General features: G+C 63.4%; 14 protein-coding genes and 1 tRNA gene. All 15 read right to left on the bottom strand.

From position 1 onward, the window contains the following. Positions 1 to 27: 27 nt before the first annotated feature. A tRNA-Leu gene (locus QRN42_RS01340) sits at positions 28 to 101 on the bottom strand. 180 nt (positions 102 to 281) lie between these two features. Further along, positions 282 to 1736 (bottom strand): NAD(P)/FAD-dependent oxidoreductase, encoded by a 1455-nt coding sequence (locus QRN42_RS01335; protein ID WP_284974362.1) that lies wholly within the window; start codon positions 1734 to 1736, stop codon positions 282 to 284. Positions 1737 to 1774: 38 nt separating this feature from the next. Further along, positions 1775 to 3157: a S8 family serine peptidase gene (locus QRN42_RS01330; protein WP_284977652.1), complete on the bottom strand. Its 1383-nt coding sequence runs from the start codon at positions 3155 to 3157 to the stop codon at positions 1775 to 1777. Next, complete coding sequence (locus tag QRN42_RS01325) at positions 3154 to 4140, bottom strand: Ppx/GppA phosphatase family protein (RefSeq protein ID WP_284977651.1); 987 nt, start codon at positions 4138 to 4140, stop codon at positions 3154 to 3156. Before QRN42_RS01325 ends, QRN42_RS01330 begins: the two co-directional genes overlap by 4 nt. Continuing rightward, the gene (locus tag QRN42_RS01320; protein ID WP_284977650.1) at positions 4137 to 4820 is read right to left on the bottom strand and encodes a DUF501 domain-containing protein; all 684 of its coding nucleotides are present in this window, start codon (positions 4818 to 4820) and stop codon (positions 4137 to 4139) included. Before QRN42_RS01320 ends, QRN42_RS01325 begins: the two co-directional genes overlap by 4 nt. Positions 4821 to 4888: 68 nt before the next feature. Next, positions 4889 to 5596 carry an FtsB family cell division protein gene (locus QRN42_RS18065; RefSeq protein ID WP_284974358.1) on the bottom strand — a complete coding sequence of 236 codons (708 nt, stop codon included), beginning with the start codon at positions 5594 to 5596 and terminating at the stop codon, positions 4889 to 4891. A gap of 180 nt (positions 5597 to 5776) precedes the next feature. Continuing rightward, positions 5777 to 7057 (bottom strand): phosphopyruvate hydratase, encoded by a 1281-nt coding sequence (eno, locus tag QRN42_RS01310; RefSeq protein ID WP_284974357.1) that lies wholly within the window; start codon positions 7055 to 7057, stop codon positions 5777 to 5779. A gap of 116 nt (positions 7058 to 7173) precedes the next feature. After that, positions 7174 to 7869, bottom strand: a complete 696-nt coding sequence (locus tag QRN42_RS01305; protein ID WP_284974356.1) for a MazG nucleotide pyrophosphohydrolase domain-containing protein — start codon at positions 7867 to 7869, stop codon at positions 7174 to 7176. Further along, on the bottom strand, positions 7847 to 8989 hold the full coding sequence (locus tag QRN42_RS01300; RefSeq protein ID WP_284977649.1) for an adenosine deaminase: 1143 nt from the start codon (positions 8987 to 8989) through the stop codon (positions 7847 to 7849). Before QRN42_RS01300 ends, QRN42_RS01305 begins: the two co-directional genes overlap by 23 nt. Before the next feature lie 71 nt (positions 8990 to 9060). Further along, complete coding sequence (locus QRN42_RS01295) at positions 9061 to 9873, bottom strand: RES domain-containing protein (RefSeq protein WP_284977648.1); 813 nt, start codon at positions 9871 to 9873, stop codon at positions 9061 to 9063. Next, entirely contained in the window at positions 9870 to 10250 is a 381-nt protein-coding gene (locus QRN42_RS01290) for a hypothetical protein (RefSeq protein ID WP_284977647.1), read from the bottom strand. The genes QRN42_RS01295 and QRN42_RS01290 overlap by 4 nt, the downstream gene beginning before the upstream one ends. Before the next feature lie 90 nt (positions 10251 to 10340). After that, entirely contained in the window at positions 10341 to 11099 is a 759-nt protein-coding gene (locus tag QRN42_RS01285) for a DedA family protein (protein ID WP_284974352.1), read from the bottom strand. Positions 11100 to 11282: 183 nt separating this feature from the next. Continuing rightward, positions 11283 to 11933 (bottom strand): DedA family protein, encoded by a 651-nt coding sequence (locus QRN42_RS01280; protein ID WP_284974351.1) that lies wholly within the window; start codon positions 11931 to 11933, stop codon positions 11283 to 11285. Positions 11934 to 11944: 11 nt separating this feature from the next. Further along, positions 11945 to 13255: a thymidine phosphorylase gene (locus QRN42_RS01275; RefSeq protein ID WP_284974350.1), complete on the bottom strand. Its 1311-nt coding sequence runs from the start codon at positions 13253 to 13255 to the stop codon at positions 11945 to 11947. Then, positions 13252 to 13665: a cytidine deaminase gene (locus tag QRN42_RS01270; protein WP_284974349.1), complete on the bottom strand. Its 414-nt coding sequence runs from the start codon at positions 13663 to 13665 to the stop codon at positions 13252 to 13254. Before QRN42_RS01270 ends, QRN42_RS01275 begins: the two co-directional genes overlap by 4 nt. Position 13666 lies beyond the last annotated feature (1 nt).

Below are 13666 nucleotides of genomic sequence, written 5' to 3'. Positions count from 1 at the left end.
GGATATGGTAACGGCTTGAATAGTTTGTGCCCCAGGTGGGACTCGAACCCACAACACGCGGATTTTAAGTCCGCTGCCTCTGCCAATTGGGCTACTGGGGCGCCCGGACCATGGTATCCCAGCTACGGATAGTTCCCGGTGACGCACACGCGCAAGGCCCCAAAAGGTGGCATCCGAGGGGCAAACGCGCAGCTTAAAACGCTCGACGGCGGCCCCTCCCCCTTTGGGGAGCGACCGCCGTCGAGCGTTTCCTGAACCAGGTACAGTCCAGGCGAGGGTGGCTACTTGGCGTCTGCCGTCACCGGGGTTTTGGAATCGTCCGCAGCAGGCTTTGATTCCGCCGGGGCGGGTGCGGCAACGGGCTTGGGAGCCGGAGTTGCTGCGGCCACGAAGGCACCGCGCGGGTTATCGAGATCAATCAGCTGGGTGGTGTCGCGGCCTGCGAAGAAGGTCAGGACCCAACCGGAGATCACCCGGAACTTGCGCTCCACCGTGGGCATGGCCAGACCGTGGTATCCACGGTGTGCCAGCCAGGCGGGGCCGCCCTTGAGGCCGATGCGACCAAAGAGGTTGATGTTCGCAACGCCCTTCCACTCGCCGAAGCCGGCTACTGCACCAAGGTTCTTGTGCTTGTAGTCCTCCAGCGGCTTGTCCCAGCGGGAAGCCCACAGGTTCTTGGCGAGCTTCTTGGCCTGGCGCAGAGCGTGCTGGGCGTTGGGGACACAGGTACCGTCCGGCAGGCCCTTGCCGGTGAGGTCCGGAACAGCGGCGATGTCGCCGGCAGCCCAAGCATTTTCGATAATGCCTTCATCACCGGCGATGCGCAGGTCCGGGAGCACGCGGACGCGGCCACGGGGTTCCAGCGGGAAGTCGGTGGAACGGATCATCGGGTTGGCCTGCACGCCGGCAGCCCACACCAGGGTGTCCGCTTCAACTTCCTGCGCGGGGGTCTTGTCCGGGAGGTTGATGAGCTTCAGGGTTCCTTCAGCGTTGTCCAGCGACGTGTTCAACAAGACCTCGATGCCACGGCTGCGGAGGTGCTCCACGACCCACTCGGCCTGTGAAGCGGTGACCTCCGGCATGATGCGGCCCATGGCTTCGACGAGAATGAAGCGGACTTCCTCCTGGCGGATGCGGGGGTTGTTCCGGACAGCGGCGCGGGCAAGGTCTTCCATCTCAGTGAGGCACTCGATGCCGGCAAAGCCGCCACCAACCACCACGAATGTGAGGGCCTTGGCACGCTCTGCGGGATCCGTCATGGTGGATGCTGCCTCGATGCGGTCAAGCACCTTGTTGCGCAGCGCCACGGCTTCTTCGATGGTCTTCAGGCCGATGCCGGCGTCTGCGAGACCCTTGATGGGGAAGGTACGGGTGATGGCGCCAGCGGCGATCACGACGTCGAAGTAAGGAACCTCGAACGGTGCGTCACCATCTGACGGCGCCACAACTGCCGTGCGGTTGGCGTGATCGATGCTGGTGACGCGGCCCTGGATGAGCTCGGTCTGCTTGAGGTGCTGACGGTGCGAGACCACCGCGTGGCGTGCCTCGATGTTGCCGCCTGCAACCTCGGGGAGGAAGGGCTGGTAGGTCATGTACGGCAGTGGATCGACGACGGTGACGATACCACCGGCGTTCGCGATCTTCTTCTGCAGTTTGAGTGCCACGTACAGGCCGACGTAACCGCCGCCGACGACGAGGACCCGAGGACGGTCAATGAGCTCTGGGGTGGTTGCCATGGCTCCAGAATACAACAGTTTGTGAAAATCTTCACTAACTATGGTCGGGAAGGTGGGTCAACCGCATCCACGGCTCCTGTTTCTGTCTCCTCGGAGGCACCCTTGGTGCGCTTTGACACTCGTCGCAAGTGAAGTGCCGCGCCAATCAGGAGCGCGACAAACAACCCTCCGAACCCGATGACGACGGCGGCAGGAAGCGCAGCGTCCATGCCGGCCGGAGCTTTGGCTACCGGAACGGTGGGGTCCGCCAAGGTTGGTGGTGCGCTGGTCGGGCTGGCCACCGGGGCTTGCGAAGGCGTGGTGAGGTCGCCCCGACGATGCACCCTGATCCAATCGGCGATGGACCCCAGCGGGTTGGACCGCGTCTCCGGAACGTCGTTCTTCAGCGCGGCCTCGGCGTTGAGGATGCCGTAACCATAAAGGGGATCCTTGCCCGGAGCACCTGCATCCTTGGCCGTGCTGACGATCCGGTTGATGACTTGCTTGGCGCTCATGTCCGGCCATTTGGACCGGATCAGGGCCGCCACTCCGGAAACAATGGGTGCGGCCCCGGAGGTTCCGGCCCATTCTGCGTATCCGGCTCCGGGGATTCCGCCCACCAGGTTCTCAGCCGGCGCGGCTACCCCGATGCTGATGCCTTGGGAAGAGGCATCGATGCTGGCGTGTCCGTTGCCGTCGAGCCCTGCAACTGTGAGGACACCCGGGATGGTGGCAGGGGCGCCCACTTGGATGTTTCCGCCCACCCGGTTCCCGGCGGCGGCAACAATCACAACGTCCTTTTGCTCGGCGTACAAGAACGCGGCATCCCAGCTTTGCGGCCAGTCAGGCGATGTACTGCCCAAGGAAATGTTGATGACCTTGGCCCCGTTGTCCACAGCCCAGCGCACGGCATCGGGTATCTGTTCCTGGTCTGTCTTGCCGCCGGGGTTGGGCGAGCCAAGCCAAGTGGAAACGGACAGGATGTCAGCCTCGGGGGCGACGCCGATGATTCCGTCCGGTGGCACCACCGGAGGTGGTGTGGGAGTTGGCGACGCCGATCCGGCGGCCGGAGTCGGCGCAGGAGCGGCGTGACCGCGACCGGCCAACATCGTGGCCACGAGCGTGCCGTGCTCGGGCTTGGCGCCGATGCTCTTCTGGCCGTTCGGCGCCCCGGCCCCTGACGCGTCGGCACCTCCGACCACCGCGCCTGCAAGATCGGGGTGGCTTCCATCGATGCCGGAGTCGATAACAGCCACCGTGACCCCGGCGCCCTTGGATACCTGCCAGGCATTGACGACGCCGGAATCGGCGAGCCAATACTCCTTGTCGCGCCACGCGTCTGCAGTGGCTGCCGGAGCTGTTGCCAACATCCCGGCAAAGAGACCCCCGGCCAGCACAGTTGCCACCCCGGCGGAAAAGGCTCGGCGACGCCTCGAAGTCACCCGGCAGCCCGTATGCTCAGGGCGATGCCGTCAAGGATGTCGTGCTCACTGGAAACAGCCATTCTGATCTTCCCGTTGCTGACCGTGGCCAACCGTGTCAGGATCCGGCGCCAGACCAGGGCGCCAGCACCGATCACATCGACCCGCCCGGGGTGCATGTACGGCAGCGCTGCGCGTTCCTCACGCGTCATTTCCAACAGGCTCGTTGCCGCCTTGGTTATGGTTTCCAGGTCGAGTTCGGCGCCGTGGATCCGGCCCGGCTGATATTCCGGCAGCCCGAGCGCGTGCGCCGTGATGGTGGTGATCGAACCGGCGACACCCACCACAGCCGTGGCACGGTCCAGCGGCACTTCTTGGCCGGCAAGGTCAAGGGCGGCATCGACGTCGGCCTCTGCCGCGCTGATTTCAGCCGCAGTGGGCGGATCGCTGCGGAGGTGGCGTTCGGTCAACCGCACGCAGCCGATGTCCACGGACCTGGCAGCGATGACGCCGCCGGAATCACCCGCGACAAACTCGGTGCTGCCACCACCGAGATCGACCACCAGGATCAGGTCCTCCCCCGCCGGTAAGACGCTACTTGCGCCGGAAAAGGACAACGCGGCCTCCTCGTCACCGGAAATGACCTCCGGCTCCACACCGAGCAGATCCCTGACGCCGTCCACGAAAACCTGGCGGTTACGCGCGTCCCGGGTGGCCGACGTCGCGACGAAACGCACACTACTGACGCCGTGTTCCTTGATGAGGGCCGCATAGTCCCGGGCAGCGGCGAACGTGCGCTCCAATGCTTCCGGCGCGAGCTCACCGGTGGCATCCACGCCTTGGCCCAAGCGCACCACGCGCATTTCGCGCACGACGTCGACCAGTGGACCGGATGTGGGGCCAGCGCCGGCTGTGTGTGCTGTACCAGTGGTGGTATCAGCGGTATCTGCGATCAGGAGGCGGATGGAGTTGGTTCCACAGTCGATGGCTGCCACTCGGCTCATGCGGGGTTGTCCTGTTCGCTCGGGAGATCGGTCTTGGCTTTCCGCGTGGGGGCGGGCCGTCCGACAATGTCCGGCAGGCCCTGTGGACCGTGCCGGCTCAGGTCGCGGGAAGGGGCTTCACCGGCAGTGTCCCAAGCGCCGTCGCAATAGCACCTGTCCTTAGTCCACCATTCCGCGATGGCTTCCAGCGCCTCATCGCCCAAGGGATTCACTCCGGGACCCGCTGCCAGCGAGTGGCCCACCAAGACGTGAAGGCATTTCACGCGGCTGGGCATCCCCCCGGCTGAAACGCCGTCGATCTCGGGAACGGCCCCGGTTCCGGAGCGTTCCGCGATGTGGTTGCGGGCATCCAGGTAGGCGTCATGGGCCCCGCGGTAGGCCTGGGCCAGTTCCGGGTCGGCGGCCAACCGCTCATTCATTGCGCCCATCAGCCCGCCCGCTTCAAGCCGCGACACTGCGGAAGTGATCACGGGATGCGTGAGGTAGAACGTGGTGGGAAAAGGGGTTCCGTTGCTGAGGCGGGGCGCTGTTGCCGCGACCAGTGGATTGCCGCACACGCACCGTGCGGGGATCTCCACGACGTCGCGGACGGGACGGCCAAGTTGCCGGCTCAGGACCTCGAGATCGTGTGCTGATGGCTGGCGGGTTTCCTGCGGCACGGCTGCCGTGTTCTCTTCCACTTGCGCTGCCACCCTTCCTGCCCGTTGGTGCCGAGCCCCTTGGGACACGACGGCGGCGGGCACCGCGTCTAGTCTGTTGCCGATCGTCTGATGGACTCCCACAACGCATCCACCCATGGCAGATTTGCAGGGTTCGCAGATGATCCGGAGCCGGTGCGGCCACCCGGTGTGCCAGCGGCATCATTCCCGCCAAACACCCAGTAGTCCGTTTCACCCGGCATAACCATGTTAATGCGATCCCGAGCCTGCTGTTTGACATAGTTGGGGTCCTGCCAGCGGGAAAGCTGCTTGGTCAGGTCTGCCTGCTCCGCTTGGCGACTGGAAATCTGTGCCTGGAGGTCGGAGATCTCCGCCCGTTTTTCCAGGAAGATCTTCACCGTTGGGGTCAACATGATGGTGATGGCGATCATCACCACGGCCAATGCCAGCAACCGGCCGGAGAACGCCTTGGCCGGAACCGGCGCGTCATCGCGGGCTGTGCTGGAGGAGCCGCGTGAACGGCTGGAGGAGCCGCGAGCGCCCTTGAAGGGAGCCGGGTCCGCGGTGGGCTTCCTACCCCCGGATGCACTTGAGGCTGGCCTCGCCGCGGACGATGCGCTGGCCGCGGACGATGCGGCACTCCCGGATTTGGCCGACTGCTGCGGCGCTGCCGGAGCCCTCGTTCCGGCCTTAGGAGAAGTGGCTGCGGGAGAGGCTGTAGGAGAAGCGGCCTTGGTGCCGATGCTCTGCCCGTCGAGGGCGTCCGCCCTGGGGACTTTGGGACGACGGGTGGCCATGACACTCCTGTAATGCCCGGTGCTTGCCTGGCGGTTGCTGTGCTGGTTATCTCTGATCTGCTTGGACGCCGGGCAATGCCTTCCGTCCAGCCATGCCCGGTTCCGCACCCAAGGCGTTAAACAGAACCGGTGGCCATGGTCTTTCCACCATAGCCACCGGTCAGCCGTTTTTGCGGAATGCTAGCCCTTGAAACGCGGGAATGCGCTGCGGCCGGCGTAGCGTGCGGCATCGTCGAGCTCTTCTTCGATGCGCAGCAGCTGGTTGTACTTAGCAACGCGCTCTGAGCGGGCCGGGGCACCGGTCTTGATCTGACCGGCGTTGGTGGCGACCGCAATGTCAGCAATGGTGGTGTCCTCGGTTTCGCCGGAGCGGTGCGAGGTGATGGTGGTGTAACCGGCGCGCTGGGCGAGGGAAACGGCGTCGAGCGTCTCGGTCAGGGAACCGATCTGGTTAACCTTGACCAGCAGGGAGTTGGCCGTGGCCGTCTCGATGCCCTGCTGCAGGCGGACCGGGTTGGTGACGAACAGGTCATCGCCCACCAGCTGGACTTTGTCACCGATGGTGTCGGTGAGGGTCTTCCAGCCTTCCCAGTCGTTCTCGTCCAGCGGGTCTTCGATGGAGACCAGCGGGTAGTCGGCAACGAGCTCGGCGTAGTAGGCGCTCATCTCGGTGGCGGAGAGTGCCTTGCCTTCGAACTGGTAAGCGCCGTCCTTGTAGAACTCGGAGGAGGCGACGTCCAGCGCCAGGGCGATGTCCGTGCCCGGGGTGTATCCGGCGTTCTTGATGGCTTCCTGGATCAGGTCCAGTGCTGCGCGGTTGGACGGCAGGTTGGGGGCGAAGCCGCCCTCGTCGCCGAGGCCCGTGGAGAGGCCCTTCTGCTGCAGGACGGACTTGAGGTTGTGGTAGACCTCAACGCCCCAGCGCAGGCCTTCGGAGAAGGTCTCGGCGCCGATGGGGGCGATCATGAATTCCTGGATGTCGACGTCGGAGTCTGCGTGCGATCCACCGTTGAGGATGTTCATCAGCGGAACCGGCAGGACGTGGGCATTGGGTCCGCCCAGGTACTTGTACAACGGCAGGTCCGAGGAAGCTGCGGCTGCGTTGGCAACGGCCAGGGAAACACCCAGGATGGCGTTGGCGCCGAGCTTGCCCTTGTTCGGGGTGCCGTCGAGGTCGATCATGGCCTGGTCGATGCTGCGCTGGTCAGTGGCGTCGAAGCCAATGAGTGCCGGGGCGATCTCGTCGATGACGGCGTCTACGGCCTTCTGGACACCCTTGCCAAGGTAACGGCCCTTGTCGCCGTCGCGAAGTTCAACAGCTTCGTGCTCACCGGTGGAGGCACCGGAGGGAACAGCTGCGCGGCCGATCTGGCCGTCGGAGAGCAGGACCTCAACTTCTACGGTCGGGTTTCCGCGGGAATCAAGGATCTCGCGTGCGTGGATGGCATCGATAAGCGCCATGGATGTGCTCCTTATGGGCGAATTACAGGAATGTGGAGGGAAATTCTCAACGTCCTCGTCGCTACTAGCGTAGTCGAGAGTGGCTTAGGTTACGGCACGGCGTCCACAGCCTCACGTCATGAAGGCTGCGCTTGGGTTTTTTGGAACGCCCGGACGGCGCCACGAAGGGCCCGCTCGGCGTCGAGCCCCTGCTCCCGCGCACCTGCGACGACGGCCAACAACAACTCCCCCAGCCCTTCTTCCGAGGCTGGGATTGCGTTAAGCCCGACGGCGGAAACACGGCTGCCGACGTCGACCGCTTGTCCGGCGCGTACCGCCCGGTCGATCGACTTCTGCGCACCCGCCAGGGCCGGCAGGTGGGGCGGAATCCCTTCGAACGGATCGGCCCGCTCCGGCTTTTCCGCGCGCTTCACAGCATCCCATTTCAGGACGATTTCCTCCACCGTGGCCGGAAAAGTGTCTTGAAGGGATCCATCATCCCTGAACACATGGGGATTGCGCCTGACCATCTTGGCATTGATGCCCCGCGCCACGGCGTCGAAATCGAAGCTTCCGCGCTCCTCGGCGAGCCGGGCATGAAGGACCACCTGAAGCAGGACATCGCCTAACTCACCGCGGAGTTCATCATCCCGCGCCGCGGATTCGCCGGCTTCAATGGAGTCCACAACCTCATAGGATTCCTCGATGAGGTACTCCACCAAGGACTCGTGGGTCAGCGCACCCATCCAGGGACAGTGCTCACGGAGTGCCGCCACTGTGCGCAGCAACTCCGTGAGCCCGGAGGAACCCTTAGCCGAGGTTGGCGTAGGCATCGTTGATGTACTCGACCAACGCTTCGCGCTCATCCAGCGGCAGGAAGGCAGCCTCGGCGGCGTTGAGCGTCAACTCGAGCAAGTCGTCGAGATCGTAGTCGAAGGTCTCAACCAGCAACTCGAACTCATCTGTGAGGGTGACGCCGCTCATCAACCGGTTATCGGTGTTGATGGTGACGTTGAAACCGAGCTGGAACAGCATGTCCACCGGGTGGCTTTCGATGCCTTCACCGAAGCCGGCGATCGCACCGGTCTGCAGGTTGGACGACGGGCATACTTCCAAGGCAATTCCGCGGTCGCGCACCCAGGCGGCCACGCCGCCGAGGGTCACCATGCCGATGGTGTCCTCGCCGTCGTCGTCGGAGTTGTCCTCGAACTCCACGGTGATGTCCTCGGCGATCCGCACGCCATGGCCCAGGCGCAGGGCACGGCCATCAACGAGTGCAGACTGGATGCTGTCAAGGCCGGCAGCCTCACCGGCGTGGACTGTGGCCGGAAAGTTGTTCTCGGCGAGATACGTGAATGCGTCCTTTAAGCGGGACGGCAGGAATCCGTCCTCCGCTCCTGCGATGTCGAAGCCGACAGCTCCCTTTGCCCGATGACGGACTGCAAGTTCGGCAATTTCCTGCCCGCGATCGGCGTGCCGCATGGCGGTAATCAGTTGGCCCACCTGGATCTGGTGTCCGCGCTCTTCAGCTGATTCCACGCCTGCTTCCAGGCCGGCCTGGACTGCCTCCACTACCTCGTCCAGGGACAGGCCTTCACGCAGGTGTTGCTCGGGCGCCCAGCGGACTTCACCGTAAATCACGCCGTCCTCTGCAAGGTCTTCCACGAACTCCTTGGCGACCCGGAACAGCCCTTCTTTGGTCTGCATGACGGCGATGGTGTGGTCGAACGTTTCAAGGTAGCGAACCAGCGAACCGGAGTCGGCGGATTCGCGGAACCACTCACCCAGCGCAACGGGATCCGTGGACGGAAGGGTGTGGCCAACGGCGCTGGCCAATTCGATGATGGTGGCCGGCCGGAGCCCTCCATCCAAGTGGTCGTGCAGGGAAACCTTGGGCAGGCTCTTGAGGTCGAAGTCGAGGGCAGGGGCAGCATCAAGAATGGGCTCAGTCACGTACCAACTCTAGATGATGACGGCCCAAGAATTCAGAGCGGTCCCGATGCACCATCTGACTGCCACCGACCTCATCGACGGGCGCCGAGGATAGGAAGTTTGTAGAAGCGTGCGACCCTAACAAATTCCGGGTCGGGACCGACGTTTTTGGAGGACACCTGCAGCAAATCGTTGCTGCCCGGCGGCAGCCCTTCGTCGGAGCGGCGATCCCAATACGCCCAACACCGACCCTTGAGCGTCTTAGACCGGTAAGAAATTCCTAATGGTCTGGAGCCGTCGTCGAGGGATACTCCCCGCAGGACGTGCGCAAGTAGTGTCGTCAGATCGCGGTCCTCGCCTTCAACTGCGTCCGAAGTAAGAAGGTGGAGACGATCCGTGAGACCGGGCGTTTTGGGAGCTAGTCCTTCCAGAGCGAGGAGCGTCTCGGCGTGGTCGATCTGTACCCACCATCCATTCCGGGGTAGCTGGATCTCATAAACCGATCTCTCCATCTGCCAGTCCACAGAGATCGCCCATGGGACGTCGACACCATTGCTTTCGGCTTCAGCGGCAACCTGGCTGATGTAGTCGTTGACTTCCCAGTTGATGGACTCTGCAACCTTTGCGATCTTGGCCCGCTCGCGACGGAACTGGACCAACACCTCCGCGTACGCGCATTCCCATGAATCAGCCAGATAGATGGTCCGGCCTTTTGCATCGAATCGGCCGCGGTGGTCACCCTCTCCGGGGTCCGCTCCTACCGGCAATGGACCAACTACCGCATTCGGTAGAACCGAGAGCGCACCGTAGCGATCCTTTGCCACGCGGAACGCGCTCTCGCCGCGCGCCTCTAGCAGGTGAAGGCCCGTCGCCTCGCAGAGGCGTTCCGCCAGAGCCGCCGTCACGCAGCGTAGGTATCGTTCACGAACGCTTCAGCGGCGCCTATGACTTCCCTACTTCGCTGCTCCTGGATGTAGAGGACGGGAAGGTTTTCTTCAAGACGCGGGTTAGCGCCCATCAACCAAGCCAACGCAACATGCTTTCCATCGGCCATGTAGACCGTCTTCCACACGCGGTATCCAAGACGCAGACGATCTTCAAACTCCTGCCGGGGAACCGGGCCATCAGGGCGGGCCCATTTATACGGGGAGGTACGGTCTTTCACCCCGGCCATCGTCTGCACGACAACAGCACCAACGTTTTCATTGAGTTCCCGAACAAGGTCGTGGATATTCATCCGCGTGGTGTCTTGATGAATTTCGTTGCGTACCGATGCCTCCATCGTCCCATTGTCTCAGAAGACCCACATGAGAGCAACAAGAAATCCACATTCAACCGACGGCGATTCGGTGGTAGCCGCCGTGCGGGAAGGCTATCCGGCAGGCTTGGAAACGTCGACTTTGGCCACGGCGGGACCGTGCTTCACCGGGACCGAGGCGTGGGTGCCGGATGGTTCGCCAGCTGCAGTGCCGCCGTCAGCGCCGGCCTTGGAGCTTTCGTTTCCGACGGCGTGTCCGCGGCGCGCGTCCTTCTTTTCCAAGTATTTGTGCCACCACCGGAGCGCATGGTCAACTACGAAGCCAAGGACGACGGCGAATGCCACTGCGATGCCGACGCCCAAGAGCGGGTTGTGGTGAACCCACTGGCCCGCAAGCAAGCCGATGCCGATGGAGTAGCAGACCCAGGTGAGGCATGCGAAGGCGTCCAGGAAGAAGAATGTCCTGTGCTTGAACCCGGTTTGGCCCGCGACGTAGTTCACGGCCACCCGGCCCCACGGGATGTAGCGGGCTGTGAAAATGAGCACGGCCCCGCGCTTGTCCAATTCATACTGGGCCCAGGAAAACAGTTTCTGGATCTTGGGCCTGCGCATCCACTTCCAGCGGTCAATGCCGATTTTCCGGCCCAGCATGTACGCCATGTTGTCCCCCGCCATGGCCCCCACCAGGGCCGTTGCCCCCAAGATCCAGAGGTTGGGCTCGCCACTGCGAAGCGAAAGTGCCGAGAGTCCTACAATGGCCATTTCGCTGGGGAGAATCGTGGCGAATCCGTCGACGAAGAAGAACACCAAAAGGATCGGGTATACCAAGGGCTGCCCGGCTGCATGATCAAGCAAATGGTTCAAATACTCCACGCGGGGGTAGCTCCTAGGCGAATGTGACTTGACACTGTGACGGAAGTCGCTCTTAAGTGTCCCATGGCCGGGGCGTCGTTCGCTACGTCCCGGCCTTGGACCACAACTCCAACGGTAGCGGCCCCGGAGCAGTCCGGGCGTCCACCGGCGGACTGATGTTTGCCACCACCGGCAGCCCCTGCGTCATACCGTAGGCGGAGGAGACACGTCCTCCGCTGGGACGTTGCTTATGTCCAACGGCACCGAGCCACGCACCTTGCTGATGATGCGATCGATCACCACGCCGAGGGCAATTGCCGCCACGATAGCGATCACAGCGCCCAGGAGGTGATTGTGCTCGAACCACTTGCCGAAGAAGAACCCGAGCACCACGGAGTAGGTGGACCACAACAGGGCGGACACGGCGGTGAAGGCAACAAACCTGCCGTGGCTGAATCCGGTGGCGCCCGCGGCGAGGTTGACCGCTACACGACCGATCGGGATGAACCGCGCCACCATGATCAAGGAAGCGGGCCGCCGTCGTAGCTCCTTCCCCGCCCAGCCGAAGGCGCCCTGCATTCGCCGGGTCCGCATCCAGCGCCACCGCTGAACACCAACACCGCGGCCGATGAAGTAGGCGATGTTGTCCCCGGAGAACGCCCCAAGCGCCGCCATCAGGCCCAGTGACCATAGGTTCGGCGAGCCACTGCTACCTGCGACGGCGCCCAATCCGACAACAACGGATTCGCTGGGAATGGGTGGGAAGAAACCATCGATCAGGCAGCATGCCAGCACCAATAACAACACCCACGGCTGCTCTGCCGCCGCCAGGATGAAGTCGTTAAGAGCCTGCACAGGACTAAAACCTAGGCGATCCGATCGATAATGAGCCGATGCGCCGGCCGTGAACCTTCCGGCGCTATGACGACGGCGCCCTCCAAGGCTTCCTCTGCCCGGGCGAACTTTTCCGGAGTGTCCGTCAAAAGGGTCATCAACGGCTCACCCGCCCGGACCAGCGCACCCGGCTTGGCATGCATTCGAACACCTGCGCCTGCCTGCACCTGATCCTCCTTGCGAGCACGCCCCGCGCCCAGACGCCAGGCAGCAACACCCACCGAAAGGGCATCCAGTTCCACAAGCACACCGTCCGCTGGCGCGTAAACGACCTCGGACTCCTTGGCTACCGGTAATGCCGCCCTGGGATCGCCGCCCTGCGCTTCGATCATCCGGTTCCACACGTCCATGGCCCGGCCGTCCCTGAGCGCGGCAGCGGGATCGGCGTCGTGAATACCGGCACCGGCCAGCATTTCCTCCGCCAACCGGACGGTAAGTTCGACGACGTCTTCCGGACCGCCGCCGGCGAGGACCTCCACGGACTCCTCAACTTCAATCGCATTTCCCGCAGTCAAGCCCAGTGGCGTGGACATGTCAGTCATCAGCGCCACCGTATGGACTCCGGCGTCCTTTCCCAAGGCCACCATGGTCTCAGCAAGTTCCCGGGCCCGCGCCTCGTCCTTCATGAATGCGCCGGAGCCAACCTTGACGTCCAGCACCAACGAACCTGTGCCTTCAGCAATTTTCTTGCTCATGATTGAGGAAGCAATCAGCGGGATGGCCTCCACCGTTCCAGTGACGTCGCGCAATGCATACAACTTCTTGTCCGCTGGCGCGAGTCCTGAACCGGCGGCGCAGATAACCGCGCCCACGTCCTGCAACTGCCTCATGATCTCGTCATTGGTGAGATTGGCCCGCCAACCCGGAATGGCTTCCAGCTTGTCCAACGTTCCGCCTGTGTGGCCCAGGCCGCGGCCCGACAGCTGCGGAACAGCGACGCCGAAGACAGCCACCAAGGGTGCCAGGGGCAGCGTGATCTTGTCACCAACGCCACCGGTGGAGTGCTTGTCGCTGGTAGCCTTCCGGCCGCCGTCGGGCCTTGTCAGTGACGAGAAATCCATGCGCTCGCCCGAGGCGATCATCGCTGACGTCCAGCGCGAAATTTCGGCGCGGTCCATCCCGTTGAGCAGGATGGCCATATTCAGGGCCGCCATCTGCTCCTCGGCGATCACGCCGCGGGTGTACGCGTCAATGGTCCAATCGATCTGTTCAGGAGTGAGGGTGCCCTTGTCCCGCTTGATCGAAATGATCTGAACGGCGTCGAACGCTTCGGTGCTGTTCACGTGGTTTCCTCCAAATGTTCGGGACCGAAGGCATCCGGCAGCACCTGGTCCATGGATTTGATTCCCTGCGTTGTCATGAGCTGCATTCCGGGTGCCCTGAATTCGTACAGCAGTTGGCGGCAACGCCCGCACGGCATGAGGATGTTTCCTTGGCCATCCACGCAATAGAACGCAGCGAGCCTCCCCCCGCCGCTCATGTGGAGCTGCCCAACCAACGCGCACTCGGCGCACAGCGTCAGGCCATAACTGGCGTTCTCCACATTGCAGCCGCTCACGATCCGGCCATCCTCGGTGAGGGCTGCTGCTCCCACCGGGAACTTGGAATACGGCGCATAGGCCCTCTCCATAGCCTCTTTGGCAGCCTGTTCCAGGGCTGGCCAGTCGACGTCCTGCTGGTGACCGGTGTCCATG

It is taken from the genome of Arthrobacter sp. fls2-241-R2A-200, assembly GCF_030209745.1.
Taxonomy (GTDB): domain Bacteria; phylum Actinomycetota; class Actinomycetes; order Actinomycetales; family Micrococcaceae; genus Arthrobacter.
Note: the sequence above shows the minus strand (reverse complement) of the source record. Positions and strands in the feature narration are given on the sequence as shown.